The organism is Paraburkholderia sp. C35, from assembly GCF_003121405.1.
GTDB lineage: Bacteria > Pseudomonadota > Gammaproteobacteria > Burkholderiales > Burkholderiaceae > Paraburkholderia.
In genome coordinates this window covers 1-26,796 of record NZ_QBUY01000118.1, presented here as the reverse complement: position 1 = coordinate 26,796, position 26,796 = coordinate 1, and the positions used below count along the sequence as shown (strand labels likewise).

The following is a 26,796-nucleotide window of genomic DNA, read 5'->3' as shown; positions in this document are numbered from 1 at the left end:
ACCTCCCCCATCATCACTATCCCTCTAGCCACATCACGCCGATAGGCATAAAGATCAAACCTCATCACCGCATCCCCCACCCGCGAGCTATCGCGAATCAAGGTCCGCCCATTCACAACAAGCGAATTAAACATCTTGACGTCCCCCGACTCGATCCAGACAAAGCTATCCCCAGCACCCGCTGGCGCCCGCGCAACAGGCAAACCAGTGTCGCGCTTAAACTTCAGCACCAGCCCATCATCGGTCACATCGGCACTCGCGAGCCGCCCTTGCAACAGCGGCGGCGGAAACACCGTGTACTGATCGAACACCAGCTCATTGCCCTGCAACACAACACCCTTGCGCTGGAACGGCGTCAACGACGCAAGCGGCACATCGAGCGCCCGCAACATGCCCGCCTGCGGCACACCCACCCCCTTCACCGACTCCGGCCGATACACCAGATGCCGCTCATCCCGCACGGCAATCGATCCGCGCATCACCGTCGGCAGCCACACACCCGGGAAGTGATTCCACAGCTTGATCCCACCCGTCACCTGCAACGCACCGTCCACTGCCGTCAACTGCAGATCATTCAGCGAACGCGGCGCGTAATCGAGCAGATAGTCGTTGAAGAGCGCAGCCATCGCCGGCCACGGCTCGACGACTTCGCCCGCGATGATATGAATGTCGTATTGCGACGGATCATCGAGATCGACCGGCTGACCGGGATGCTTCGGCACCAGTTGCGCATCGAGCGATCGCACGTGAAACCCAATCCGCCCCGACACGTAGAAATCCACGTTCTGCACGTGAATCAGCGGGACGGGGCCCGATGAATTGCGTTCGTCCAGCGGCGCGTTCCACTTGCGCGCCGTCGCAGCGTTGAGGCTCACAGGCACGGCATGCGCCGACGTATTGCGCAGAGTCGGCGGCACACGCTGCCATTGCGCGCGCGCCAACGCCAACGTCGCCTGCTGCGCGCGAATAAACCTGTCGTTGAGTTTCGCACTCGCGCTGCCAACCGATGTATCTGACGCCGTCGTATCACGCGAAGCACTCGCCAGCGATGCATACGAAGGCAGATGCACCGTCAACGCACCGGCTTCATCGAAGGTCAGATACCCCGCCGCCATCTGCTCGCGATAGCGATACAGATCGAGCACGAACGGCGCGTTCGCGTCGATGGGCGTGATCGCCATGTCGATGTTCATCGGCATCGAGCGCATGAACTTCACGTCGCCGCCTTCGATCATCAATCCGCGCGCCGGCATCGATGCGGGCCACGCGATGCCCTTCAAGGTGTGATCGTCGAGCGTGAAGCGCACGCCGTCGGGATGAATCGCAATCTGCGTGATGGTCATGTTCAACGCGGGCGGCGGCGTGAGCTTCGCGACCTGCATCACCACGTCGTCACCATCCAGACGCGCGACGGGCGTGTCCACTGTCAGCAGATCGGCCATCCTGACATGCGCGGCCTGCATCAGACGATCCGCGCCGACACCCGCCACTTCGACATGCTCGGCGTGAAATGCCATCTCGCTGGCATTACGCATCGTCAGCGTGCCCGTCAGCACGATGGGCACCCAGCCGCCACGATGCATCTCGCCCGTGATGCGCAGCCGCCCTTCTTCCGGCACGACGCGCATGTTGCGCAACGGCGAGCCCTGGTACTGGAACAGGTAGCGGTCGAAAATCGCCGTAATTTTCGCGCTGTCGAGCGTCACCTCGCCGCGATGCACGTTGATGGTCACGCTGTTCGGATCGTCGAAGACAACAGGGCTGCCGGCGCGCACGGGCGCCAGCGATGCCGCCATCTCGCGGATCTGAAAACCGATCTCGCCCGTCACGCGAAAATCGACATCGCGCGCGAACATCAGCGAGCCATCGATACCCGAATCGCGCAACGTCAAAGGACGCACGCGCTTCATGGTGATGCCGCCCGCCGACGGCACACGGTTCGCCACGGCCTGTTCATCGGATAGCTGCCTGAGCTTGGCCGCTTCGATCGAAGGCTGCGGCGACGAAGCAGGCTGATCCGCCACGGCGGGCGCGTGTGAAGCAGCAGAATTGGCATCGGCACATGCCGACACGATAACCGACGCATACAGCATCGCCGTCACCACAACGAAGCGCAGCGCGTCCTGCCGCAGCGCGCTTCGTTTGCGCGGCACGTCACGGCCCGTTTGCCGCGCTTTGCATTGCGTGCGTCTCTCGTCGTTCATGTCTCCTCCCTTGCCGGCTGCTCTGTACAGCGCACGCGATCGCGCGCGCCGCCAGGCCATGCGCATCCAATGATTGTCTGTGTTTGTCCGCGCGCTGCCGACAAGATTTCTGGAGGACGCTCACCAAACGCGGGAGCGTGTGAATGTCTATAAAAGATGTGCCGCGAACGCTGGTGGGAAGGCGTTTCAGACGATCGATGCTGCGAAAGTCAAACAGCCCGCAGCCGTGCTGCACCGCGCCATCACCCGACACCGAGCCATTCGCGCATCACGTCGGGTCTCGCATGAAACGATTCCGGCGTACCGTCGAACACGATTTCGCCGTGTCCCAGCACGGCGATCCGGCTCGCGCTCCGGTCGGCGATCACGCGCCGCTGCTCGATCAGCAGCATCGCAACGCCGCGCTCGCTCAGCAGCTTCAAGGCGTCGGCGAGTTGCGTGACGACCTGGCCCGCCAGCCCTTCCGTCGGTTCGTCGATCACAACCAGATCGGGATCGCCGAGCAAGGCACGCGCAACCGACAGCATCTGCTGCTCACCACCCGACAATGCGCCCGCTTTCGTGCGCGCACGTTCGCGCAGAATGGGAAACAGCATGTGCGCATCGTCGAGCGTGAAGCGCGCAGCGCCGGTTCCTGCGCGCGGCTTGATGCCGAGTTGCAGGTTCTCGCGCACCGTCAGCGTCGGGAATACGTCGCGCTGCTCCGGCACATAGCCGATGCCCAGCCGCGCAATGTCGAACGCGCGCCGGCCTTCGAGCGATTGCCCCGCGAAACGCAGTTCGCCTTGCGTGCGCACGAAGCCCATGATCGCCTTCGCGAGTGTCGAGCGGCCCGAGCCGTTGCGACCCGCGAGCGCCACGGCCTCGCCCGCGTCGATATGCAGATTCACGCCGTGCAGCGCCTGGCTCGCGCCGTACCACGCGCGCAGATCGCGAATCTCCAGTAGCGTGCTCATCGCGCGGCTCCCGGCTCTGCGTCGTCGATCACGCCGAGATAGGCCGCGCGCACTGCCGGATCGGCGCGGATCGCGTCCGGCGTACCCGTCGCGATCACCTCGCCTTGCACGAGTACGCTGATGCGATCGGCGAGACCGAACACCACGTCCATGTCGTGCTCGACCATCAACAGCGTGCGGCCCGCCGTCGCGGTGCGGATCAGTTCGACGGCGCGTGCGGCTTCGGCGCGGTTCATGCCCGCTGTCGGCTCGTCGAGCAGCAGCGTGTGCGCGCCGCTCGCCAAAGCCAGTCCCAGATCGAGCGCGCGTTGATGGGCGTAACTGAGCGTGCCCGCCATCGTATGGCGTTGCCCGGCCAGAGCAACGGCTTCGAGCACCTGTTCCGCCTGTTCATCGGCTTCGCGGGTCGTCGTGTAACGCTGCCACCAGCGCATGCGGTCGCGATTGGCGATCTGCGCGGCGCACCGCAGGTTGTCGAACACGCTGAGCTGCGCGAATACGCTGGTGGTCTGGAAACTGCGCGCGAGTCCGCGCCGGCAGATGGCCGCGGGCGCAAGACGCGTGATGTCCGCGCCGTACAGTTCGATGCGGCCCGCGCTCAGCCGCACGGCGCCCGCGATCAGATTGAAGAGCGTCGACTTGCCCGCGCCGTTCGGACCGATCAGCGCATGACGTTCGTGCGGTTCGACCAGCAGATCGACACTGCGCAGAATGCGCGTCGCGCCGAAACGTTTGTCGACGCGCCGAACGGCGATAGCGGGAATCATGCGCCCGCCTCCGTTGGCGCGTTGGCAACGCGCTTTCCGTCGATTCGCGTCGCCGCGCGCTGCATCAGCCAGCCGGTTGCCGCGAGACACAGCGCGAGCGCTGCAAGCAGCACCGGATGCATCGACGTGAAAAGACTCGTGCTCTCTTCCATGCCGAAACGCCGCGCGTACGCCCATTGCACGCACAGCACGACGGCAAGCGACCACGCACAAGCGCTGCCGATACGGCACACAATCGACGGCATACCGTCGCGCGCGGCCCGTGCCGGCTCACGCCGTATCCATCCCGCGATGCCATCGGGCGCGGCCATCACGACTGCCACGAACAACAGCCCCAGATACAGCAGCCACGCGCGCGTCGCGCTCGCCACCACGACGCTGAAGAAGGTCAGCACGACGGCGCCCGCTACCGGCCCGAAAAACACCCCGCTGCCGCCGATCACCGTCGCGATAAGCACCGATCCCGAGCGCAACACGCCGACGCTTTCCGTCGACACCAGTTCGACGTTGATCAACCCGAGCGTCCCGGCGATACCCGCAAAAAACGACGACCACACGACCACCTCGTACCGCACGCGCCGCGGAAAACAGCCGATGGCTGCCGCGCGCACCGGGTTGTCACGCACCGCATTCGCCATGCGCATGAAGGGCGTGCGCGACAGCACGAACATCGCGATCACGGCCAGCGCACACCACAGCGCAATCAGCGCATAGGCTTCGCGCGCGGGGCCAAACGTGAAGCCCGGCACCGCGATGCCCGTCGTGCGGTCGATGGCGACGCCCGCTTCGCCGCCGAACCAGTCGGGCAGGGTCCACGCTGCCGCCGCAACGAGTTCGCCGATGCCGAGCGTGATCATGGCGGACGCGGTGCCCGCACGACGCGTCGCGACGAGTCCATATAGCGCCCCGAACAACGCACCGCCGATGCCGCCCACCAGCGGCAGCAACGGCAACGGCACGCCGATGCGGTTGAACACCTGCGCCGCGATCAGCGCGCCAATCCCCGACGAAGCGGCATGTCCGAGCGACAGCAATCCCGCCCCGCCCAGCAGCAGGTTGTACGACAGCGCGAACACGATCATCGCGGCCGTCTGCGCGAGCCATGCAACCAGCCAGCTTTGCGCCGACACACAGGGCGGCACGGCCAGCAGCGCCGCCAGCGCAAGCCACGGCAGCGCGGCGCGCCAGCGCTTTATGGGCGGCGCGGAAGTCGACATCGCGTCGGGCGCTTCACGGGACTCACGCATCGTCGTCGCGCTGGCCGAAGAAGCCGCGTGAGCGCACCGCGAGCATCGCGACCAGCAGTACGTAAGGCAGCAGCGGCGCAAGTTGCGCGAGCGTCAGCGCGCTCCACGCATCGGGCAGCGAGCGGCCAGAATCGATGAACAGGTCGCCAAGCAGTTCGCCAAGCGACAGATCCGTAGAGACGGCCAGAGTCTGCGCGCAGCCGATCACCAGCGACGCCACCAGCGCACCGCCAAGCGAACCCAGCCCGCCGATCACGACCACCACGAACACGATCGATCCTACCGACTCCGCCATCGCCGGTTCGAGCACGAAAAGCGGCGCGCCGATCACGCCTGCCAGCGCGGCGAGTGCCGTGCCCGCTGCGAACACGCAGGTGAATACGCGCGGCACGTCGTGGCCGAGCGCTTCGACCGCCTGTGGATGCGTGAGCGCCGCGCGCACGATCAGCCCCGCTTTCGAGACGCGCAAGATCAGATACAGCACGGCCAGCATCGCGACGGCCACGGCCATCATGAACACGCGATAGCGCGAAAACGCCACGCCATACACGTCGAGCAAGGTCCCTTCGAGCAGCTTCGGCACGGCGATGTTCAGCGCCTGCAAGCCCCACACGAGCTTGACGCCTTCACCGATCAGATAGGCCGCACCGAACGTCAGCAGCAGTTCGGCGAGATGCCCATGCGGCCGCACGCGCCGCAACAGCCACCGTTCGAGCGCCGCGCCCTTCAGGCCGACCGCGAGCGGTGCAAGCGTCAGCGCCCACCAGAATCCGGCACGTGCGGCCACCGAAAAGCCGACATACGCGCCCAGCATGTAAAAGCTCGCATGCGCGAAGTTCAGCACGCCGAGCATGCTGAAAATCAGCGTCAATCCCGCCGACAGCATGAACAGCAGCAAGCCGTAACTGACGCCGTTCAAGGCGTCGATAACGAACGACTGCACGCGTCAGCCTGCCTGCGAATCTTGCGAGACCACCAGCGGCACGAGCGCGGCGCGCAGATCGTCGGGCAGCGCCACGGGACGGCGCGTGTCGCGATCCACGTACACGTGCACGAAATGCCCTTGCGCGGCCGGCTCGGCGTCGCCTTCACGGAACAGGCCCACTTCGTAGCGCACACTCGACGTGCCCAGCCGCACCACGCGCAAGCCCGCATCGATACGATCGGGAAACACGATCGGCGCGAAGTAGTTGCACTGCGTCTCGACGACGAGGCCGATGGTCGAACTGTGCTCGATGTGGAGCACGCCCGCGCGAATCAGATACTCGTTCACGACCGTATCGAAGTAGCTGTAATAGACGACGTTGTTCACGTGTCCGTAGACGTCGTTGTCCATCCAGCGCGTGCCGATGGCGAGAAAATGCGGATAAGCCGTGCGCGGCGCGGGAGCGGGTTTGTTCATGGCGTGTCGGGTCGATGTCCGGTTGATTGAGGTGACGGCGCTTACATCGACTCTTCCAGCATGCGCCGGTAGTCGTCCGCCGTCGCTTCGCGCGGATTCGTCTTGTGGCAATGATCGGCGAGCGCGCCCTTGATGACCTTGTCGAATGCGCTTTCGTCGACACCCATCTGACGCAGGCCAGTCGGCAGGCCGAGGCGCGCGGTCATGTCGTGCAGCGCCTCTGCCAGATCGGCGTGTTCGGGCAGGTTCATCACGCGCCGCATGCGCGCGTAGCGATGGTTCGCCACCACCGTTTGCGCACTTTCGTTGAAACGCAGCATGGCGGGCAGCACCACGGCGTTCAGCGTGCCGTGATGCAGCGACGTGCGTCCGTCGACCTTCACGCCGCCGAGTGGATGCGACAGCGAATGCACGCAGCCGAGCCCCTTCTGGAACGCCATCGCGCCCTGCATCGACGCGCTCATCATGTGCAGGCGCGCGTCGCGGTTCTGGCCATCGCGCGTCGCCAGTTCGATGTTCGCCCAGGCGCGTTCCAGACCGTCGAGCGCGATGCCATCGGCGGGTGGATTGAAGGACGGCGCGAGAAACGTCTCGATGCAGTGCGCGATGGCGTCCATGCCGGTCGCTGCCGTCAGCATCGACGGCAACCCGAGCGTCAGGCCCGGATCGCAGATCGCCGCCTTCGGCAGCAGATGCCACGAATGGAAACCGACCTTGCGTCCATCGTCGAGAATCACGATCGCGCCGCGCGCGACTTCGCTGCCCGTGCCTGCCGTGGTCGGCACGGCAATCAGCGGTGCGGCGCTCGCGGTGATTTTGTTGCTGCCACCTTCGATAGTCGCGTATTCCGTCATCGTGCCCGGATGCGTCGCCATGATCGCGACGCCCTTGGCCAGATCGATCGACGAACCGCCGCCGATCGCAATCAGCCCGTCGCAGCCCGCCTCGCGATACCGCTGCGCGGCCGCCATCACCATCGCTTCTGTCGGGTTCGACGGTGTGTCGTCGAAAACGGGCCCGCCGGGCAGCTTCAATGCATCGATGGCCTGCTGGGCGACGCCCGCGGCCCTCACGCCCTTGTCCGTCACCACGAGCGGCCGCCTGATGCCCGAGCGCTCGCACTCCGCCGGCAGTTGCGCGAGCGCGTCGTAACCGAGATGAATGTGCGGCAGATAGTAGATGTAGGCCATGGCGTTGCGTCTCCGTGTTCGTTTCCGTTGTTATTCAGCCTGGTGCGCCCGTTCCGTTGTGAGTGGCACGAGCGGCCTGTTTGCGAATCTCACAGCAACCGGTCTTATTGGCCGCGCTCACTGTCCCGGCCGTTCGACGAACTCGAACGGCAAGCCGCGCCGGCGCATCCAGTCGCCAAGCGCAAAGCCGGTGCCCGCGCGCCATGGACGCAGCTTCGCCGGCTCGACCAGCCGGTATTCGAGCAGTTCCGGCGACAGCGCGATCTCGCCTTGCGCCCGCACGTGATAGGCAATGATCAGTTCGTTCTTGCGGATGAATTCGTACACGCCGACCAGTTCGACGGAATCCGCGATCAGCGAGGTCTCTTCCTTCACTTCGCGCGCGATGCCTGCCTCCGGCGTTTCGCCGTTCTCGAGAAAGCCGGTGATCAGCGCGAACATGCCTTCGGGCCACGCGGCGTTGCGCGCGAGCAGAATCTTGCCTTCGTATTCGACGATTGCCGCAACCACGGGCAGCGGGTTGTTCCAGTGCACGTAGCCGCACGCGTCGTCGGGACAGCTCTGGCGCACGCGGCCGCCCTCGTGCGCAGGATCGGCGCGCTCGACGAGTGGCGTTGCGCAGCGCGGGCAGAATCGGTAGTCGGTCATGGGTTCGGGCGGGTTGTGCTTTGCGTGGGTGACGTCGGTTCGGCGCGATATTCGTGTGGCGCTTATGGGCGCGTATGGGACGCTTATTTGCCAGTCAGGCGGTGCACAGCTCGCGCACTTCCGCGACAAAGCGCTCGACCGTCTCGGGTTGCGTGTCCCATGCGCACATCAGCCGGCAGCCGCCCGCGCCGATGAACTCGTAGAATTTCCAGCCACGCGTGCGCATCGCCTTCGCCACGTGCGGCGGCAATTGCGCGAACACGGCGTTCGATTCAGTTGGGAACATGATGCTCACGCCCGGAATCTCCGCGAGACGCGCTTCCATCAGCTTGGCCATCGCGTTCGCATGCCGTGCGTTGCGCAGCCACACGTCGTTGTCGAGCAGGCCGAGCCACGGCGCCGAGATAAAGCGCATCTTCGACGCAAGCTGGCCTGCCTGCTTGAGGCGATAGGCGAAATCGTCGGCGAGCGCGCGATCGAAGAACACGACAGCTTCACCGACGGGCAAACCGTTCTTCGTGCCGCCGAAGCACAGCACGTCGACGCCCGCGCGCCACGTGATCTCCGACGGATGCACGTCGAGCGCAGCAACCGCGTTCGCAAAGCGCGCCCCATCCATATGCACCTTCAGATGACGGCGCTTCGCAATCGCCGCAATCGCGCGGATTTCCTCGACGCTGTAGACCGTGCCCACTTCCGTCGATTGCGTGAGCGTGACGACCTTCGGCTTCGGATAGTGGATGTCCGCGCGGCGCGTGACGACGGCTTCGATGGCATCGGGCGTGAGCTTGCCGCCGACGCCCGGCGCCGTCAGCAGCTTCGAGCCGTTCGAGAAGAACTCGGGGCCGCCGCATTCGTCGGTTTCGATATGCGCGAGTTCGTGGCAGATCACCGAGTGGTAGGACTGGCACAGCGAAGCCAGCGCCAGCGAATTCGCCGCCGTCCCGTTGAAGACGAAGAAGACTTCGCAGTCGGTCTGGAACAGGTTGCGCAGACGGTCGCAGACCTGCTGCGTCCATGAATCGTCGCCGTACGCCGGTTCGTGGCCGCTGGTGTTGGCGGCGATCAGCGCTTCGAGCGCCTCGGGGCAGATGCCGGCGTAGTTGTCCGACGCGAAATGTTGCATGGCGGGCGGCGCACCCGGTGACAGGCACGCGAAGAGGACTGGAAAGCGGACATTTGAGTGCGGCGGGTGCTGAATTTGTTTTTGGCGGGTCGAATCGGCGTGGTGGGCCTTGTCGCTTCGTCGCCGTGTCGCTGTCTTGCTTTGTCGCTTTGCCCTTTGCGGATTTGCTGCCGTTCCGCTCAGACTCGTCGCGCCGGCCGCATCAGCGCCACCACGACGAGGCCCACAGCGCCCGCGATCAACGTCAGCGCCGCCAGCCACAGCGCCGGTGTGAACGAGCCGGTGCGCGCGGCAACCGGCGCGGCCACCAGCGGCCCCGCGAACTGTCCGAGACCGTAGGCGGCGGTTGCATAGCCCATCAATCCCGCGGCGTTGTCGCCGTGCAGCCGGCGCGCCTCCCGCATCGCGAACAGGGTGATCGCCGTGAACGGCAGGCCGATCAGCGCGCTGCCGAGCGCAAAACCGCCCGCCGTCGGCGACACGATGCCCGACACGATGCCGAGTGCCTGCAACACGTAGCACCCGGCCAGCAGCGTGCGGTTGTCCCAATGCGACGGCAGGCGCGCGCCCGTGAGGGCGCCCACCACCAGTGCGCCGCCGAACATCGGCCAGAACAGATCGGGCCACGGCGAATCGACAGGCAGCGCCGCGCGCGCGATCACGGGCAGAAAGGTCGCGGTGATGATGTAGCCGAAACCTGGAACGCCGTAGAGGACGGTCAGCCAGAAGGCGTCGGCGCGGTGCAGATGTGCGTGGGGCCGATGTGCATCGCTTTGCGGCGACCTGTCGCCGGACCTGGCAGCGGCGCCCGGTTTCTCCGTCGATGACGTTTCGAACGTGCGCCATACCAGCACAGTCAGCACCGCCGACACGATCCCAAAGCCGATCCAGCCCGCCGACGCTCCGTAGCCGCCCGCCGCGCTGACCAGCAAGCCGGTTGCCGCAATGCCGAAGCCTGGACCGGTATAAATCACACCGCCCCACTCGTTCGCGCCGAGCTCGGCCAGGCGGCGCAAGCCCCACTGCGATGCGAACACGAAAGTCCACGCGCTCACGGCGCCCGCGACAAAGCGCACCACGGCCCAGACCCAGAACTGATGCGTGATACCCATCGCGAGCACCAGCAGCACTGTCGCCGCGAGCCCCGTTTTCACGACGCGCGCCGCGTCCATGCGCAGGGTCACGCAGGCCATCGCGCCGAGAAAATACCCTGCGTAGTTGAGCGACGCGAGCCAGCCACCGTGTTTGATGTCCAGCCCGCCGCCATGAAGCATCAGAGGCAGCAACGGCGTAAACGCGAAGCGGCCGACGCCGAGCGCGACGGCGAGCGCTGCCATGCAGGCCAGCGCGGTGCGGCGCGCGGACGCGTGGGAAGCGTGAGGCGGGAAAGTGGGACTGGCGAGACGGTTCATCGGTGAAATATGAGTGGCTGGGCGGCTGATTCGACAGAATCGTAGCTTGACCCATCAATCTCATAAAATGAATAATATGGATAGGTTAAATCTCCCGGAGAGATTGATGGATCTTGCCGCCCTGACGATCTTTCGCGCCGTGGTGCGCGAAAACGGCGTGACGCGCGCTGCTACCAAGCTGAACCGCGTGCAATCGAACGTGACCACGCGCATCAAGCAGCTTGAAGAGCAGCTGGGCACCGAACTGTTTATCCGCGATGGACGGCGGCTCGTGCTCACGCCTGCGGGCGAAACGCTGCTGCCTTACGCCGAACGGCTATTGGCGCTAGCCGACGAAGCACGTCATGCCGTCAAGGATGCCCGGCCGAGTGGCCGGCTGCGGCTGGGCACGATGGAAAGCGTCGCCGCGACGCGGCTGCCCGGTCTGCTCGCGGAATATCATCAGACATGGCCCGACGTCGCGCTCGAACTGGAGACGGGCACGACGGGCAAGCTGATCGATCGCGTGCGCGAGTTCGAAGTGGATGCCGCGATCGTCGCGACGCCGATCGATCCCGGCTGGATCGGCGACGTATTCGAAGCCGTGCCGGTGTTTCGGGAAGAACTGGTGATGGTGACGCCGCGCGGCCACCCGCCCATTCGCCACGCGAGCGACATCGCGCTCTCGACGCTGATCGCGTTCGAAACCGGTTGCGCGTACCGCGTCTATGTCGAGAAGTGGTACATGGAGCACGGCATCCGGCCCGCGCGGGTGCTGGAACTCGGCTCGTATCACGCGATCGTGGCGTGCGTGGCGGCGGGCGCAGGCGTGGCGGTCGCACCGCGCTCGGTGCTCGCGCTGATGCCTGAATCGAACGATATCGCCGTGCATCCACTCGCCGAACTCGGCACCATCGATACGCTGCTCGTCTGGCGACGTGGACATTTTTCGTCGGCGTTGAATGCGTTGCGCGAGAGACTGGTGGCGAGCGGAAATGTGCAGGAAACCGACGCCGAAGCGCACGCGGCCTGAACGTCCGACTCGAACGCGGGCGTCGAGTTGAAGCGCAGCGAACAAAAAAGCCGCGAGTCTCATCGACTTGCGGCTTTTTCTTGACGCACAAGGCGTGAGCCTGTGGCGTGGCGCGGCTGCTCAGCGCTGGGCTTCGACCCAGCGCTTCACTGCGCCTGGCGCGGCGCGAGCGCTTACAGTTGTGCTTCGACCCAGCCCTTCACACCTGCCAGCGCAGCGGGCAGATTGGCCGGCTCGGTGCCGCCTGCCTGTGCCATGTCGGGACGGCCACCGCCCTTGCCGCCGACCTGCTGCGCAACGAAGTTCACCAGTTCGCCCGCCTTGACCTTCTTGCTGGCCTCGGCCGTGACACCTGCAATCAGGCTGACCTTGCCGCCTTCGACGGATGCCAGCACGATGGCCGCGCTCTTGAGCTTGTCCTTGAGCTTGTCGACAGTTTCGCGCAGCGTCTTGACGTCCGCGCCTTCCAGCGTGGCCGCCAGCACCTGCACACCGGCGACTTCGATCGCCTGACCGGCCAGTTCGTCGCCCTGGCTCGACGCGAGCTTCGACTTCAGCGCGCCCAGTTCCTTTTCCAGCGACTTCACCTGGTCCTGAACCATCGAAATTCGCTGCGTCAGTTCCGACGGCTGCGCCTTCAGCGCTGCGGCTGCCGCGTTGATACGCGCATCCAGTTCCTGCACATAACGCACTGCGTTATCGCCCGTGATCGCTTCCACGCGACGGATACCTGCGGCAACGCCGCCTTCCATCACGATCTTGAAGAAGCCGATGTCACCCGTGCGGTTTACGTGCGTGCCGCCGCACAGTTCGCGCGAGAAGCCCAGATCGAGCACGCGCACTTCGTCGCCGTATTTCTCGCCGAACAGCGCCATCGCGCCGCCCTTCACTGCGTCGTCGTACGGCATGACCTGCACGATGCCCGGCGCGTTGGCCAGCACTTCCGCGTTGACGATTTCTTCGACGCGGCGAATCTGCTCGTCCGTCATCGGTGCGTTGTGCGCGAAGTCGAAGCGGGTCTTGTCTGCATCGACCAGCGAACCCTTCTGCTGCACGTGGCCGCCGAGCACTTCACGCAGCGCCTTGTGCATCAGGGGGGTGGCCGAGTGGTTGCGGGCCGTGCGCGCGCGGCGGACAGCGTCGATTTCCGCTTTCACGACGTCGCCGACCTTCAGCGTGCCCTGCTCCAGCGTGCCGTGATGGCCCACGACGTCCGCCTGAACCTTCAGCGTATCGGCAACGGCAAAACGCACGCTCGCATTCGCCAGCACGCCCTGATCGCCGACCTGCCCGCCCGACTCCGCGTAGAACGGCGTGTGGTCGAGCACGACGACGGCCTGCTGGCCCGACGTCACTTCGTTCACGGACGCGCCATCGACATACAGCGCCGTGACCTTCGCGTCATCGAAGATGATTTCTTCGTAGCCGTGGAACGTGGTCTTCGCGCCCGAGTATTCGAGGCCTTGCGCCATCTTGAACTTGCCGGCTGCGCGAGCCTGTTCGCGCTGACGTGCCATGGCTTCGTCGAATGCCGGTTCGTCGACGGTCACTTCGCGCTCACGGCAGACGTCTGCCGTCAGATCGAGCGGGAAGCCGTACGTGTCGTGCAGCTTGAACGCGACTTCGCCGTCGAGCGTCTTGCCGCCCTTCGCTTCGAGATCGGCCAGCGCGCTTTCGAGGATCGACATGCCGTGTTCGATGGTCTCGAAGAAGCGCTCTTCTTCCTGACGCAGCACGTCCGTGACGCGCTGCTCGGCGTCCTTCAGTTCCGGATAGGCCTCGCCCATCTGCGCGACGAGGTCCGCGACCAGCTTGTGGAAGAACGAACCCTTGCGGCCCAGCTTGTAGCCGTGGCGGATCGCGCGGCGCACGATACGGCGCAGCACGTAGCCGCGGCCTTCGTTGCCCGGGATCACGCCGTCCACGATCAGGAACGAGCACGCGCGGATGTGATCGGCGATCACCTTCAGCGAGTTGTTGGTCAGATCTTCGATACCCGTTTCACGGCCAGCAGCCTTGATCAGTGCCTGGAACAGGTCGATTTCGTAGTTGCTGTGCACGTGCTGCAGCACGGCGGCAATACGCTCGAGGCCCATGCCCGTGTCCACGCACTGCTTGGGCAACGGTGTCATGTTGCCCTGCGCGTCGCGGCTGAACTGCATGAACACGAGGTTCCAGATTTCGATGTAGCGGTCGCCGTCTTCTTCAGGCGATCCCGGCGGGCCGCCCCACACTTCCGGACCGTGGTCGTAGAAGATTTCCGAGCACGGGCCGCACGGGCCGACGTCGGCCATTTGCCAGAAGTTGTCCGATGCGTAGCGCGCGCCCTTGTTGTCACCGATGCGGATGATGCGCTCGGCCGGCACGCCTACTTCTTTTTCCCAGATTGCAAAGGCTTCGTCGTCTTCCTGATAGACGGTGACCCAGAGCTTGTCCTTCGGCAGGCCGTAGACGCCCGTCAGCAGTTCCCACGCGTAGTGGATCGCGTCACGCTTGAAGTAGTCGCCGAACGAGAAGTTGCCCAGCATTTCGAAGAACGTGTGGTGGCGCGCGGTATAGCCGACGTTTTCGAGGTCGTTGTGCTTGCCGCCCGCGCGCACGCTGCGCTGCGCCGTCGTGGCCCGCGAGTACGGACGCGATTCGGCGCCGAGAAACACATCTTTGAACTGCACCATGCCCGAATTGGTGAAGAGCAGCGTCGGGTCGTTGCCGGGCACGAGGCTCGACGAACGGACGATCGAATGGCCCTTCGATTCGAAGAACTTGAGGAATTTCTCGCGGATTTCGGCGGCTTTCATAGCGTGCTTTTGGGGACGGTCCTGGCTTGAGCCGACGGACGCGGAACACTGACCGGCCGTCGCAATAGATTGTTTCCTGAACGGTCGATTATACGGGATCGGCGCTGCCGCGCGACGCCGTGGCGCCCGCCGCACGCGGCATTGGCCATCCGGCCAGTTTTCCCTCTCGAAATGGCTCGCAGCCCCGGCTGTCATTTGTCCTATGCCGTTGGGCTGAATACGCCAGGCGCGGCCGATCGCTTAAGATGCACCACATCGATCGAACCGGGCAGCGTCCGTGGCGCGCCTGATTACATTGGAGACGTAAAGAGAACATGGGTGCACTCAGTCATATCCGCGTGCTGGACCTTACCCGCGTGCTGGCCGGTCCGTGGTGCGCGCAGACGCTCGCCGATTTCGGCGCCGACGTGATCAAGGTCGAACGGCCCGGCGCCGGCGACGACACGCGCCACTGGGGGCCGCCGTACCTGAAGACGCCCGAAGGCACGGACACGCGCGAAGCCGCCTACTACCTCGCGGCGAACCGCAACAAGCGCTCGGTGACCGTCGATATCGCCACGCCCGAAGGGCAGCAGATCGTCCGTGAACTGGCGGCGCAGAGCGACGTCGTGCTGGAGAACTACAAGGTCGGCCAGTTGAAGAAATACGGGCTGGACTACGAGTCGCTGAAGGCCGTGAAGCCGGACATCGTCTACTGCTCGGTGACGGGCTTCGGCCAGACCGGGCCGTATGCGCAGCGCGCGGGCTACGACTTCATCGTGCAGGGCATCGGCGGCTTCATGAGCATCACGGGCGAGCGCGACAACCAGCCGGGCGGCGGCCCGCAGAAGGCCGGCGTGGCCATCGCGGACCTGATGACAGGCATGTACTCCACCGTCGCCGTGCTGACGGCGCTCGCGCACCGCGACCGCACGGGCGAAGGCCAGTACATCGACATGGCGTTGCTCGACGTGCAGGTCGCCATGCTCGCCAACATGAACTCGAATTTCCTCGCCAGCGGCAAGCCGCCTGCGCGCTGGGGCAATGCGCATCCCAACATCGTCCCGTATCAGACGTTCCAGACCAGCGATAGCTGGATCATCGTCGCCGTGGGCAACGACGGGCAGTTCCGCAAGTTCGTCGAAGCCGGCCAGCGCGCCGATCTCGCCGACGACGACCGTTTCGCGACCAACCCCGAGCGCGTGCGCAACCGCGAGATTCTGGTGCCGATCCTCGCGGAGATGGTTCGCACGCGCAGCAAGCATGAATGGATCGACGCGCTCGAAGCGGCGGGCGTGCCGTGCGGCCCGATCAACGATCTCGAAGAGGTGTTCGAGAACGAGCAGGTGGTCGCGCGCGGCATGCAGTTGCAACTGCCGCATCCGTCGGGCGGCACGGTGAACCTGGTGCGCAACCCTATCCGTATGAGCGCGACGCCGCCCGAGGCGCAGGCGCACCCGCCTACGCTCGGCGAACATACGGAGGCGATTCTGCGCGACGTGCTGGGGTACGACGACGCGCGGATCGGTGAGTTGCGAGAACAGTCGGTGATCTGACGGCGCAGTTCGGGCGTCGGCGGCAGGATGGCTGCCGCGCCGCAAGCAGCCTACGCCATCGAAGCCAGCCAGCGCTGCCCCTCGTCCCAGTCGGCGAGGCCGCTTTCCGCGTTGATATGGCCACGCGGACCGATGTTCTCCCAACGGCTGCCCCACGCAGCCGCGCAGGCTTGCGAGAAAGGCACGCCGCCATAAGGATCGTCGGTGCTGGCAAGGACGATCGACGGGAAAGGCAGCTTCTGCATCGGCACGTCGCCAAAGCCCGCGGCGTCGCGCGGAAACTCCGGGCCGGAAGGATCAGGCACCGCCACCAGCAACGCGCCCGCAACTTTCGCGAGCACCTCGGCGGAAGAAGCCCGGCGCGCCGCCCAGAAGGCAACCGTCAGACAGCCCAGGCTATGTGCGGCGAGCAGAACGGGAGCGTTGGCCGCGGCGATCATGGCATCGAGCGTATCGCACCATGCGTCGCAAGCGGGATGGTCCCAGTCACGCATCGGCACGCGCGAAAAGTTCGGATAACGCGCTTCCCAGCGCGTCTGCCAGTGCCCTTCGCCCGAGTTCATGTAACCCGGCAACACGATCACGCCCTGCTGCTCCAACGCCATGCCCTTACCCCGTTCGTTATCGTTGATGAAAACGCGGCTGCGCCGCCAGCGCTATTGAATCACACGGCCGACACCCACGCCGCGCGGGTCGGCCGCCGGATGCGGCGTGGTGCCGTCGATGCGGATCATCTGCACGTCGCCGTTGAACTGCGGGCCCTGCAATTCGTAGCCACGCGCTTTCAGCTGATCGGCCAGTTCACCGTCGATGGGATGATACGGCTCGTAGTAAATCGTCTTCTGCGGCAACAGCTGATGGTGAAAGCGCATCGCGGCGAGCGCATCGGCGGGCGGCATGTTGAAGTCGTACAGGCTGGTCATCACCTGGAAGATCGACGTGAAGATGCGCGATCCGCCCGGCGTGCCGATCACCAGCGACACCTTGCCGTCCTTCGTCAGAATGGTCGGCGTCATCGACGACAGCGGCCGGCGTCCCGGCGCGATCGTGTTCACGTCGCCGCTCGTCACGCCGAACTGGTTCGGCACGCCCGCCTTGACCTCGAAGTCGTCCATCTCGTCGTTCAGCACGAAACCCGCGCCGTCGACCACCACGCCCGAACCGAACGGCCCATTCAGCGTGTACGTGTTCGACACGGCATTGCCCCACTTGTCGACCACGGAGAAATGCGTCGTCTGCGCCTTCTCCGGCATCGAATCGCCGAGGCCAGGCTTCACGGGCGCTGAACCCGGCACTTCGTCGGGCGTGATGTCCTCGACGCGCTTCGAGAGATAGGCGTCGTCGATCAGTTTGTCGATCGGCACGCGGTACGAATCGGGGTCGCCGATGTATTGCTGGCGGTCCGCGAACACGCGATCCTCGATCTGCGCGACGAGGTGAACATACGGCTCGGAATTGAGCGCCACGCCATCGAACTGCGGCTTCAGATCGGCCTTCATCTTCAGCATCTGGACCAGGCCGATGCCGCCCGAACTCGGCGGCGGCGCGGTGATGATCTGATAGCCGTTCCAGCTGGCCGTGACCGGTTGCCGCCACACGGCCTTGTACTGCAGCAGATCGGTTTTGGTCAGCAGGCCGTGGCCGTACATCTGGCGCGCGATCAGATCGGCCGTTTGCCCTTCGTAGAACTCGCGGCCGCCGTCGGACGCGATGCGGGTCAAGGTTTGCGCCAGTTCGGGCTGGCGGAACACGGTGCCCGCCTTCAGATTCGAGAAGTACGCGTCGAAATTGGTCTTGCCGCCGAAGTTCTTCGACGCGAATTCACGACGCTGCTGCAGCCACGCCTCGACCGTGAACCCGTCGGTCGCGTATTTGATGGCGGGCGCGAGCACCTGTTTCCACTTGAGCTTGCCGAAGCGCTGCTGCGCCTCCCACATGCCTTCGACGGTGCCCGGCACCGCCACCGCGCGATGCCCGACGAGGCTCATGCCCTTGATCACATTGCCTTTGTCGTCGAGATACATGTCGCGCGTGGCGCTTTGCGGCGCTTTCTCGCGGTAGTCGAGAAAGTACGGCTTGCCGTCCATGTAGAGCGTCATGAAACCGCCGCCGCCGATGTTGCCTGCATCCGGGTAAGTGACGGCGAGCGTGAACGCGATGGCGACGGCGGCATCGACGGCATTGCCGCCCGCGGCGAAGATCTGCTGGGCGGCGTCGGCGGCATAGCGGTCTGGCGTGGCCACGGCGGACGCGTCGAGCGCAGGCTTGGGCTGGGCCGTCTTTGCATCGGCGGCAGGGGGCGCGACGAAACTCGCGAGCAGCGCGCCCGTGAGCGCGAGCGTGGTCGCAAGGCGCGTCACCGCGCGTAAAGGCGCAGCGCGGCGCGCGCCCGTCGATGCATCGGTATGGGCGCCTGCATGGGATTCGACATGCGTGTCGGCGCCGGAAAGCGCGCGAAGCGCGCGCAACATCGGAAGGGACATCCGAGGAACTCCGGGATAGATGGACCTGCCCGCGCGGATGCAGCGGCAAAAGACGGCCGGCTCGCGGCAAGGACAGATCGCGTGAAGCGGCAGGACGGGCATCGGCAGCCCGAACCCACGACAGAATAACGGAAACGCAGCGTCCGCCGAAAAACGGCTCGCGGCACGCCAGAGACGGGCGCGCGACGCATGCTAAGTGTCCGCGACGCGCCCGGCCAATGCAATTTACCTCCTGTTACAGCGCCTTTCGGGCTTCGAAAACGGGTCAAAATCGCCAGATGTGGGCTGCGCGCCGCACCCCGCAAGCCTAAAGACTGTGGTGGAATGTGTCGTCAGGTAGAATTGACAGACTAACGGACGCATATAGTGTCCAGGACCGACTTTCTCCTTCTCGCATGAACAACGATCGCAAAGACGCCGAGCGCAATGACGCGCCCGTTTCGAATTTCATCCGCAACATCATCGACGACGACAACCGCTCCCAGAAGTGGGGCCAGCGGGTGGAAACGCGTTTCCCGCCGGAGCCGAACGGGTATCTGCACATCGGCCATGCCAAGAGCATCTGCCTGAACTTCGGCATCGCGCAGAGCTATGGCGGCGTTTGCCATCTGCGCTTCGACGATACGAACCCGGAAAAGGAAAGCTTCGAATACGTCGACTCGATCGTCGACGCGGTGAAGTGGCTCGGCTTCGAGTGGAACGTCGAGAACAAGGAACACCTGTATTTCGCGAGCGACTATTACGACAAGCTCTACGAGTTCGCCGAACTGCTGATCACGCGCGGCAAGGCCTATGTCGATAGCCAGACGGCGGAAGAAATGCGCGCGAACCGTGGCTCGGCCACGGAAGTCGGCACGCCGTCGCCGTTCCGCGAACGCAGCGTCGATGAAAATCTGGACCTGTTCCGCCGCATGAAGGCGGGCGAGTTCAAGGAAGGCGAGCACGTGCTGCGCGCGAAGATCGACATGTCGTCGCCGAACTTCAACATGCGCGACCCGGTCATTTACCGTATCCGCTTCGCCCACCACTACCGGACGGGCGACACGTGGTGCGTGTACCCGATGTACGACTACACGCACTGCATCTCGGACGCGCTGGAAAACATCACGCACTCGCTGTGCACGCTGGAGTTCGAAGATCACCGTCCGCTGTACGACTGGATTCTCAACGAACTCGCCGACGCCGGCATCTTCACGCGTCCGCTGCCGCAACAGATCGAATTCTCGCGTCTGAACCTGACGTACGCGATCACCAGCAAGCGCAAGCTGCTGCAACTGGTCAATGAGAACCACGTCGACGGCTGGGACGATCCGCGTATGCCGACCATCGTCGGTGTGCGCCGCCGCGGCTTTACGCCGGACGCGATCAAGCTGTTCTGCGAGCGCATCGGCATCACCAAGGTCGATTCGTGGATCGACATGAGCGTGTTCGAAGGCGCGCTGCGCGACGATCTCGACGACAAGGCGCCGCGCGCGACCTGCGTGCTCGATCCGCTCAAGCTCGTGATCGACAACTATCCGGCGGACAAGACGGAAGAATGCAGCGCGCCCGTGCATCCGCATCACCCGGAACGCGGCGTGCGCACCTTCCCGTTCTCGCGTGAGTTGTGGATCGAACGCGAAGATTTCATGGAAGTCGCGCCGAAGGGTTACTTCCGTCTGTTCCCCGGCAACAAGGTGCGTCTGAAGTACGGCTACGTGGTCGAGTGCACGGGCTTCGACAAGGACGAAAACGGCAAGATCACGGCCGTCCACTGCAACTATTTCGAAGACAGCCGATCGGGCACGGAAGGCGCGAACAACTACAAGGTCAAGGGCACCATTCACTGGCTCAGCGCGACGCAAGCCGTGCCCGTCGAAGTGCGCGTCTACGACCGCCTCTTCAAGGAAGCGCAGCCCGACGCGGGCGGCCGCGATTTCCTCGAAGCGCTCAACCCCGATTCAAAGCGCATCATGCAGGCCTTCGTCGAGCCGGGCCTGCGCGACATCGAGCCGGAGCAACGCTATCAGTTCGAGCGTCACGGCTACTTCGTCGCCGACCGATATGACACAAAGCCGGGCAAACCCGTATTTAACCGGATCGTCAGTCTGCGAGACAGTTGGGGAAAGCCGGCGTAAGCTGATTGTCTGTTTGCGTCACACGCGGCATGCAGCATGATTCAATGCGCATGCTGCTGTGACGTGCGACGGACATCGGCACGCAGACGGCATGTCGATGCAGCCGGAAAGATTGCTGCCGGCCCAGGGGGGAACGATGAAGGTTGCAATCAAATACAAGCTGGTGGCGGCTGTGGCCATCGCGGCCGTGGCATTCGGTGCGTCCGCGCAGGCTGAAGAACTGACGGGCACGCTCAAGAAAGTTCATGACGACGGCGTGATCACGCTCGGCGTGCGCGAAGCGTCGATTCCATTTTCCTATTCCAACGGCGACCGTACGGTCGGCTACTCGCAATCGATCGCGCTCGCCATCGTCGAAGAAATCAAGAAGACGCTCGCGATGCCGAATCTCAAGGTACGCGAGGTCACCATCACGTCGGCGAACCGCTTCCCGATGCTGGTCAATAACCAGATCGACCTCGAATGCGGCTCGACCACGCATACGCACGAGCGCGAAAACGTCGCGGCGTTTTCCAACAGCTTCTTCCAGTACGCGGTGCGGATGATCGCGCGCAAGAACGCCGGCATCACCGACTTTGCCGATCTGGCGGGCAAGCCGGTCGTGACGACGGCGGGGACATCGGACGAACGTCTGGTGCGGCAGTTGAACAGCGAGAAGCAGTTGAACATGCGCATTGCGAGCGCGAAGGATCATTCCGATGCGTTCGCTGCCGTGAAATCAGACCGCGCGGTCGCGTTCGTGATGGACGAGCCTATTCTGTACGGCTTTCGCGCCACCGACCCGCGTCCCGACGACTTCGTCGTCACAGGCACGCCGCTCGGCTACGAGACCTACGCGTGCATGTTCCGCAAGGGCGATGCGCCGTTCCGCGAACTGGTGAATCGCGTGATCTCGAAGATGCAGACCTCAGGCGAGGCGGAGCGCCTCTACAACGTCTGGTTCACCCAACCGATCCCGCCGCACGGCATCAATCTGAACTACCCGCTGTCATCGGAAATGCGCACGCTGTTCGCGCATCCCAACGATAAAGCGCTCGACTGAAACCCAAACGCTCGAACTACCTGCCGCCGCTCCCGTCCAGCGAGCGGTGCAGTTCGGTGAGTGAGAGTGTCGTCTCGAAGAGCCGCGTGAGACTGCGGCTCGCGTAGTGTTCGACTTCTTCGGGCCGCGCCCAGCGGAAAGCGTCCATCTCGGGAATCATCGTGCCGTCCGAGCGGCGCGGAAACATCGACGTGCAGGTGCAGCGCGTGAGATCCAGCTCATCCGCGCGAGCACGCGCGGCGAACAGATGCAGATCCTTGTCCCGCCGATACACGAACAGGCCGAGGTCCGTCAGCCGATCCGCTTCGACGGCGATGCCCGTTTCCTCCACCATCTCGCGCAGCGCCGTCACATGCGGCGCTTCGCCTTCCTCGCCCGCACCTTTGGGGATGTCCCAATGGCTGGTTTCCGTCGCGTGCGCGAGCAGCACCCGCCCGTCGGGATCGAGCAGGACAACGCCACAAGAGATCATGCGCGTGCTCAATGCTTCTTCTGCAAAACCCATTGAGCCGTGCCCTGGCGGCAGAACTGCGGATTGAGGTTCATCGTCTGGCCTTTTGCACTCAGCACCACGCGCATCTGACGGCACGTGCGGTCGCCCGTCTTCGCGGTGCCATCAGGCGTCATTTGCGCCTCGATGCGCGTGCTGTTGCGCAGGCCGTCGTTGTTCCAGGTGGCGGTTTCGCCGTCCTGCTTGGTGTTGAGCGTATCGAACGCGGCTTTTTTCAGCGAGTCGTTGTCCGCCTGCTTCATATACGCGATAGGCGTGTCGTTCAGAAAGCCGAGATTGGCCGCATGCGCGCACATGGCGCCGGCGAGCAGCAGCCCGCCCAGAGACAGTTGAAACGCGGCTCGGGTTTGCATCGACATGAAGTTCTCCGCAGAAGTCGGTTTCGGGGATCGGCGTGGCCTCGTCAGCGCGCGATCTGGACCTCAAAAGCATAGCATGCCGCCTGGAGGCACACGTTCGTAGGGGACGCCCGTACTCCAAAGCGCTTCAGCAAGCGGCGCAGATTTAATTGAGATAACGCGCTGCTCCGCGAAGCCGTCCCGACGCCCGCTCAGACGATTTTAGGACACGTCTCATAGGCTCTCCAGCACGCGATCCCTAACATGAGCCAGGTCGAATCCAACAGCGATTCAAACACTTACCGCCTGCTCCTGCCGCTCATGGACCTCTCGTTCGCTCTCCAGTTTTTCGCCGCGATGCTGACGCTGATCTGCATCGTGCTCGGCTCGATTGTCATGCGCGCCGATCCTGCGCCGACCCCGACCATCGTGCGCATTCACGGCATGCGCCTGCCCCGCAGCCGGTGGCCGTGCGTGATGACGCGCGCAGGTCTTGCATGCCTGCTCGCGTCGTTTGTCGTGTTGATCGCCGGCTGCTATTTGCTGCTGACGATGTGAGCGTCGGCGTGTTGCTGAGGCGCTTCGGGCTGGTAGCCGTCCGTCAGCGTCTTAAGGAACGCGACCACATCCTTGATCTCTGCTTCATCCAGCGCAGGCTTGTCACCCGGCTTGCGATCAAACGGCGGGTCGGTATTCAGATTTGCCCAATACTTCTTAGGCAGATCGTCGTATTTCTGCACTTTGCCCTTCACAACGGGATAAAACTTTTCCGGATTCGTATCGCGTTGCGCGTAAAAGCGGACCACCTCGTCGAGCGAGTGATAAATCCCATTGTGGAAAAAGGTCTTGCGCAGCGCCACGTTGCGTAGCGACGGCGTACGGAAAATGCCGCAATACTCGTCTTGTCCCTTCAGATCCGCGCGCTCCGGGCCACATGCGCCCAGATCGTAAAAATGCGGATCCCGGTTCACCGTCAATGCGCGGTTGCGCGGCACGCCAATCGCGATCAGACCGAAATCGGTGAATGCCGGCGCTGAGCCGTCGAGCGCGCGCTGGCTGATGTGACAGCTCGCGCAGTTGCCCTTGGTTTCATCGTTGAACAATTGCAGGCCGTGCAGTTCGGCCTTGGTCAGCTGCGCCTTGCCGGCGAGGAACGCGTCGTACTTGCTCGTGTAGGGATAGAACAGTTCAGGCGTTTCTTCGAAAACTTCGAGCGCCTGCAGCACGGCCTTGAAAGTGGTGTCGTCGCTATCGAACACGTGCTCGCCGAATGCCGCGCGGAACTCGTTCGCGTAAGGCGCCGCCTTCACGGCCGCCGCCACTTTCTGCGGCGTGCTGCCCATCTCGAACGACGATGTCAGCGGCATGCGCGCCTGCTCGTGCGCGCTGTTGACGCGGCCATCCCACATCAGACCGCCTGTCGGACCGGCATCGACGCTTTCATCGCCTTCATCGTCGGAGTCGTGATAGTGCTCGGTGAAGGACGGCACCTTTTGCAGATACTTGATGTTCGGCGCGGCGCGCATGCCTTGCTGGCGCATGTCCTGACCGCCCAGTTGCACGGACAGCGCATTCGGCGGCCCGAATCCATGCTGCGGGCTGTGACACGACGCACACGCGAGCTTGCCCGAACCCGACAACGACGGATCAAAGAAAAGCTGCTTGCCAACCGCCGTCATTTTCCTGACGGACTCGTACACCTGTGCGCGCGTCTGACCGCCTGTCGGCACGACAGTCGCCGCACCCGCCGATACCTTCTGCATCTGCGCGCTACCCACGTCTGCTTGCGCTGCGTGTGCGCCGTCGCCCGTTGCATTGCCTGCATCACAGGCCGCCAGCAAAGCCGACACGCACAACGCGCCGAGCCATCCGGCACGCCAATTCTTCCTTGTCTGAAGCCCCGCCACATCGCGCCACATATCGTTCTTACCTGCTCGTGTTGATCGACTGCGGGAGGTTATTTCACGGACATGTCGCCTAAATGACATAAACCAAACGGTCTCATCAAAAGCAAAAGCTAAACGGAAACTTGATGTAAGAAATTAATCGTTCTGTCAAAAAGCCTTGCGACACTCTCGCCGCCGGCCGTCCCGACGCGGATCGCCGCCGGTCCCCAACGCGAGAGAGATAATTCATGAACAAGAAACTGATCTGCGCGACGCCTATCGCGATCGCCGCAGCAATCGGGCTGTACGCATGTGGTGGTGATTCGAAGCCGACGCTGTCTTCCGTCAAGAACGTCGTGGTGATCTACGCGGAAAACCGCAGCTTCGACAATCTGTATGGCAATTTCCCCGGCGCAAACGGCCTGCAGAACGTGACGGCTGCGAATTCGCAACAGCTCGACCGTGACGGTTCCGTGCTCGCCACGCTGCCGCCGATCTGGAACGGCCTGACGGCTGCGGGCGTGACGCCCGTCATCACGCAGGCAATGACGGTGAACCTGGCGAACACGCCCTTCGCAATCGACGATCCGAACGGCTTCAACGCGCCGCTCAGCGCAACGACGCGCGACCTGTACCACCGCTTCTACGAGAACCAGATGCAGATTCACGGCGGCAAGAACGACATGTTCGCCGCGTGGGCCGATTCGGGTGGTCTCGTGATGGGTCACTACACGCCGAACGCCGACAAGCTGCCGCTCTACAAGATCGCCCAGCAGTTCACGCTGGCCGACAACTTCTTCATGGGCGCATTCGGCGGCTCGTTCCTGAATCACCAGTGGCTGATCTGCGCGTGCACGCCGTTCTACGCGAACGCCGACACGACCCCGGCCAAGCCGTCGATCTCGACGGTCAATGCCGACGGCGTCTCGCTGACGCTCAAGTCGACTTCGCCGGCATCGGCACTTACGGGCATTCCGACCTTCGCGAACTCGGGCAACCTCACGCCGGACTTCTTCGCGGTCAACACGATGCAGCCGCCGTATCAGCCGAGCGGCAACAAGGCGGCATCAGGCGGCGACGCCAATCTCGCCGATCCTTCCATCGCGACGACGCTGCCGCCGCAGACGAACCAGCATATCGGCGACCTGCTCAACAACGCGGGCGTGACATGGGCGTGGTACGGCGGCGCGTGGGGCACCGCGCTCTCCGCGGTGCAGAACAGCACGACCAACGTGATCTACGGCGCGAACCTCAGCTCGCCGAACTTCCAGCCGCACCATCAGCCGTTCAATTACTTCGCCGACCTCGCGCCGGGCACCGACAACCGCGCGAAGCATCTGCTCGACGGCGGCCTGAACGGTTCGGAGTTCATCAAGGCAATCGATGCCGGTACGCTGCCGCAAGTGGCGTTCTACAAGCCGCAGGGCAACCTGAACGAGCACGCCGGTTATACGGACGTGGCACAGGGCGACCAGCACATTGCCGATGTGATCACGCATCTGCAGAACAGCCCGCAATGGAAGAACATGGTCGTGATCGTGACGTATGACGAGAACGGCGGCTTCTGGGATCACGTCGCGCCGCCGAAGGGCGACCGCTGGGGTCCGGGCACGCGGATTCCCGCGATCATTGTTTCGCCGTACGCGAAGAAGGGTTTTGTCGATCATACGCAGTACGACACGACTTCGATTCTGCGTTTCATCACGCACCGATTTGGTCTGCCGACGCTGGCTGGCATCTCGGCACGCGACAGCACGCTGGTTGCCAATGGCGGGAAAGCGATGGGTGATCTGACTAACGCGCTGGATATCAACAAGTAACTGGAAGTTGGGGCCCCGCTGTTGGCTGGGCCGTTGTTGGCTGGCCAGTCGCCTGATGTTCGAAGTACTACCGGTACTCGGCGTTTCTTTTCTTCACGTTCAGATTTGGTTGGCGGCTTCGGCCGCCATTTTTTTTGTTTTTTGTTCTAGCGGTTTTGGTTCGCTTTCGCTGTTGCTGTTGCTTTGTGCTGGCATCCGCGATTTGCCTTCGTGCTTCATGCGTCGCCCCTGTGCGGGGCGGCACCTACTTTTCTTTGCCGCCGCAAAGAAAAGTAGGCAAAAGAAAGCGGGCTAACACCGCC

At 64.0% G+C, this 26,796-nt stretch carries 22 protein-coding genes; 6 read left to right on the top strand and 16 right to left on the bottom strand.

Translation table 11 applies throughout. From position 1 onward, the window contains the following. From DK391_RS38070 to DK391_RS38025, 10 genes are all read right to left on the bottom strand, one after another. Positions 1–2,093 (bottom strand): hypothetical protein (locus tag DK391_RS38070; RefSeq protein WP_109483165.1); only part of this gene is annotated, 2,093 nt, incomplete at its 3' end. Positions 2,094–2,446: 353 nt separating this feature from the next. Next, a complete protein-coding gene (locus tag DK391_RS38065; RefSeq protein WP_109483161.1) occupies positions 2,447–3,160 on the bottom strand; it encodes an ABC transporter ATP-binding protein in 714 nt (237 codons plus the stop codon). Continuing rightward, on the bottom strand, positions 3,157–3,927 hold the full coding sequence (locus tag DK391_RS38060) for an ABC transporter ATP-binding protein (RefSeq protein WP_109483160.1): 771 nt from the start codon (positions 3,925–3,927) through the stop codon (positions 3,157–3,159). The genes DK391_RS38065 and DK391_RS38060 overlap by 4 nt, the downstream gene beginning before the upstream one ends. Next, entirely contained in the window at positions 3,924–5,144 is a 1,221-nt protein-coding gene (locus tag DK391_RS38055) for a branched-chain amino acid ABC transporter permease (RefSeq protein WP_239483070.1), read from the bottom strand. Before DK391_RS38055 ends, DK391_RS38060 begins: the two co-directional genes overlap by 4 nt. Positions 5,145–5,166: 22 nt before the next feature. Then, entirely contained in the window at positions 5,167–6,117 is a 951-nt protein-coding gene (locus DK391_RS38050; RefSeq protein ID WP_109483158.1) for a branched-chain amino acid ABC transporter permease, read from the bottom strand. Positions 6,118–6,120: 3 nt separating this feature from the next. Beyond that, on the bottom strand, positions 6,121–6,576 hold the full coding sequence (locus DK391_RS38045; RefSeq protein WP_109483157.1) for a thioesterase family protein: 456 nt from the start codon (positions 6,574–6,576) through the stop codon (positions 6,121–6,123). A 41-nt stretch (positions 6,577–6,617) separates the two neighbouring features. Then, a complete protein-coding gene (locus tag DK391_RS38040) occupies positions 6,618–7,766 on the bottom strand; it encodes an iron-containing alcohol dehydrogenase (RefSeq protein WP_109483156.1) in 1,149 nt (382 codons plus the stop codon). 117 nt (positions 7,767–7,883) lie between these two features. Then, the gene (locus tag DK391_RS38035) at positions 7,884–8,414 is read right to left on the bottom strand and encodes an NUDIX domain-containing protein (RefSeq protein WP_109483155.1); all 531 of its coding nucleotides are present in this window, start codon (positions 8,412–8,414) and stop codon (positions 7,884–7,886) included. Positions 8,415–8,508: 94 nt separating this feature from the next. After that, entirely contained in the window at positions 8,509–9,540 is a 1,032-nt protein-coding gene (locus tag DK391_RS38030; protein WP_109483154.1) for a low specificity L-threonine aldolase, read from the bottom strand. 179 nt (positions 9,541–9,719) lie between these two features. After that, positions 9,720–10,952, bottom strand: a complete 1,233-nt coding sequence (locus DK391_RS38025) for a YbfB/YjiJ family MFS transporter (RefSeq protein WP_109483153.1) — start codon at positions 10,950–10,952, stop codon at positions 9,720–9,722. A gap of 106 nt (positions 10,953–11,058) precedes the next feature. Here DK391_RS38025 and DK391_RS38020 point away from each other — a divergent pair, with 106 nt between their 5' ends. After that, positions 11,059–11,964, top strand: coding sequence for a LysR family transcriptional regulator (locus DK391_RS38020; RefSeq protein ID WP_109483152.1), 906 nt, complete (start codon positions 11,059–11,061; stop codon positions 11,962–11,964). A 173-nt stretch (positions 11,965–12,137) separates the two neighbouring features. On the opposite strand, the gene alaS is transcribed toward DK391_RS38020, so the two are convergent. Next, on the bottom strand, positions 12,138–14,762 hold the full coding sequence (gene alaS / locus DK391_RS38015; RefSeq protein ID WP_109483151.1) for an alanine--tRNA ligase: 2,625 nt from the start codon (positions 14,760–14,762) through the stop codon (positions 12,138–12,140). Between the two features lie 314 nt (positions 14,763–15,076). Here alaS and DK391_RS38010 point away from each other — a divergent pair, with 314 nt between their 5' ends. Continuing rightward, positions 15,077–16,297 (top strand): CaiB/BaiF CoA-transferase family protein, encoded by a 1,221-nt coding sequence (locus DK391_RS38010; protein WP_109483150.1) that lies wholly within the window; start codon positions 15,077–15,079, stop codon positions 16,295–16,297. Positions 16,298–16,347: 50 nt separating this feature from the next. Here the strand turns inward: DK391_RS38010 and DK391_RS38005 are convergent, their stop codons facing one another. Both DK391_RS38005 and ggt read right to left on the bottom strand, forming a co-directional pair. Continuing rightward, positions 16,348–16,902, bottom strand: a complete 555-nt coding sequence (locus DK391_RS38005) for an alpha/beta hydrolase (protein WP_109483149.1) — start codon at positions 16,900–16,902, stop codon at positions 16,348–16,350. A gap of 51 nt (positions 16,903–16,953) precedes the next feature. Beyond that, positions 16,954–18,780, bottom strand: coding sequence for a gamma-glutamyltransferase (gene ggt / locus DK391_RS38000; RefSeq protein ID WP_109483148.1), 1,827 nt, complete (start codon positions 18,778–18,780; stop codon positions 16,954–16,956). A 395-nt stretch (positions 18,781–19,175) separates the two neighbouring features. Between ggt and DK391_RS37995 the strand changes: the two genes are divergently transcribed. Both DK391_RS37995 and DK391_RS37990 read left to right on the top strand, forming a co-directional pair. Continuing rightward, positions 19,176–20,897: a glutamine--tRNA ligase/YqeY domain fusion protein gene (locus tag DK391_RS37995; protein ID WP_109483147.1), complete on the top strand. Its 1,722-nt coding sequence runs from the start codon at positions 19,176–19,178 to the stop codon at positions 20,895–20,897. A 136-nt stretch (positions 20,898–21,033) separates the two neighbouring features. Further along, positions 21,034–21,939, top strand: coding sequence for a transporter substrate-binding domain-containing protein (locus tag DK391_RS37990; RefSeq protein WP_109483164.1), 906 nt, complete (start codon positions 21,034–21,036; stop codon positions 21,937–21,939). Positions 21,940–21,955: 16 nt separating this feature from the next. Here the strand turns inward: DK391_RS37990 and DK391_RS37985 are convergent, their stop codons facing one another. After that, on the bottom strand, positions 21,956–22,423 hold the full coding sequence (locus tag DK391_RS37985) for an NUDIX hydrolase (protein WP_109483163.1): 468 nt from the start codon (positions 22,421–22,423) through the stop codon (positions 21,956–21,958). Then, positions 22,420–22,809: a hypothetical protein gene (locus DK391_RS37980; RefSeq protein WP_109483146.1), complete on the bottom strand. Its 390-nt coding sequence runs from the start codon at positions 22,807–22,809 to the stop codon at positions 22,420–22,422. Before DK391_RS37980 ends, DK391_RS37985 begins: the two co-directional genes overlap by 4 nt. 243 nt (positions 22,810–23,052) lie before the next feature. Here DK391_RS37980 and DK391_RS37975 point away from each other — a divergent pair, with 243 nt between their 5' ends. Next, positions 23,053–23,346, top strand: coding sequence for a hypothetical protein (locus DK391_RS37975; protein ID WP_239483069.1), 294 nt, complete (start codon positions 23,053–23,055; stop codon positions 23,344–23,346). Here DK391_RS37975 and DK391_RS37970 read toward each other — a convergent pair. Beyond that, positions 23,325–24,707 (bottom strand): cytochrome c peroxidase, encoded by a 1,383-nt coding sequence (locus tag DK391_RS37970; RefSeq protein WP_109483145.1) that lies wholly within the window; start codon positions 24,705–24,707, stop codon positions 23,325–23,327. The genes DK391_RS37975 and DK391_RS37970 overlap by 22 nt on opposite strands. Before the next feature lie 215 nt (positions 24,708–24,922). Between DK391_RS37970 and DK391_RS37965 the strand changes: the two genes are divergently transcribed. Next, positions 24,923–26,494: an acid phosphatase gene (locus DK391_RS37965; RefSeq protein ID WP_109483144.1), complete on the top strand. Its 1,572-nt coding sequence runs from the start codon at positions 24,923–24,925 to the stop codon at positions 26,492–26,494. Positions 26,495–26,796 lie beyond the last annotated feature (302 nt).

Excerpts from the sequence above, each read along its gene's own strand:
- alaS (WP_109483151.1), bottom strand. The coding sequence starts at position 14,762 with ATGAAAGCCGCCGAAATCCGCGAGAAATTCCTCAAGTTCTTCGAATCG.
- DK391_RS38005 (WP_109483149.1), bottom strand. The coding sequence starts at position 16,902 with ATGGCGTTGGAGCAGCAGGGCGTGATCGTGTTGCCGGGTTACATGAAC.
- DK391_RS37970 (WP_109483145.1), bottom strand. The coding sequence starts at position 24,707 with ATGTGGCGCGATGTGGCGGGGCTTCAGACAAGGAAGAATTGGCGTGCC.
- DK391_RS38020 (WP_109483152.1), top strand. The coding sequence starts at position 11,059 with ATGGATCTTGCCGCCCTGACGATCTTTCGCGCCGTGGTGCGCGAAAAC.
- DK391_RS38035 (WP_109483155.1), bottom strand. The coding sequence starts at position 8,414 with ATGACCGACTACCGATTCTGCCCGCGCTGCGCAACGCCACTCGTCGAG.
- DK391_RS37975 (WP_239483069.1), top strand. The coding sequence starts at position 23,053 with ATGAGCCAGGTCGAATCCAACAGCGATTCAAACACTTACCGCCTGCTC.
- DK391_RS38065 (WP_109483161.1), bottom strand. The coding sequence starts at position 3,160 with ATGAGCACGCTACTGGAGATTCGCGATCTGCGCGCGTGGTACGGCGCG.
- DK391_RS38045 (WP_109483157.1), bottom strand. The coding sequence starts at position 6,576 with ATGAACAAACCCGCTCCCGCGCCGCGCACGGCTTATCCGCATTTTCTC.
- DK391_RS37980 (WP_109483146.1), bottom strand. The coding sequence starts at position 22,809 with ATGTCGATGCAAACCCGAGCCGCGTTTCAACTGTCTCTGGGCGGGCTG.
- ggt (WP_109483148.1), bottom strand. The coding sequence starts at position 18,780 with ATGTCCCTTCCGATGTTGCGCGCGCTTCGCGCGCTTTCCGGCGCCGAC.
- DK391_RS38055 (WP_239483070.1), bottom strand. The coding sequence starts at position 5,144 with ATGTCGACTTCCGCGCCGCCCATAAAGCGCTGGCGCGCCGCGCTGCCG.
- DK391_RS37995 (WP_109483147.1), top strand. The coding sequence starts at position 19,176 with ATGAACAACGATCGCAAAGACGCCGAGCGCAATGACGCGCCCGTTTCG.
- DK391_RS38040 (WP_109483156.1), bottom strand. The coding sequence starts at position 7,766 with ATGGCCTACATCTACTATCTGCCGCACATTCATCTCGGTTACGACGCG.
- DK391_RS37965 (WP_109483144.1), top strand. The coding sequence starts at position 24,923 with ATGAACAAGAAACTGATCTGCGCGACGCCTATCGCGATCGCCGCAGCA.
- DK391_RS38060 (WP_109483160.1), bottom strand. The coding sequence starts at position 3,927 with ATGATTCCCGCTATCGCCGTTCGGCGCGTCGACAAACGTTTCGGCGCG.
- DK391_RS37990 (WP_109483164.1), top strand. The coding sequence starts at position 21,034 with ATGAAGGTTGCAATCAAATACAAGCTGGTGGCGGCTGTGGCCATCGCG.
- DK391_RS38030 (WP_109483154.1), bottom strand. The coding sequence starts at position 9,540 with ATGCAACATTTCGCGTCGGACAACTACGCCGGCATCTGCCCCGAGGCG.
- DK391_RS38010 (WP_109483150.1), top strand. The coding sequence starts at position 15,077 with ATGGGTGCACTCAGTCATATCCGCGTGCTGGACCTTACCCGCGTGCTG.
- DK391_RS38025 (WP_109483153.1), bottom strand. The coding sequence starts at position 10,952 with ATGAACCGTCTCGCCAGTCCCACTTTCCCGCCTCACGCTTCCCACGCG.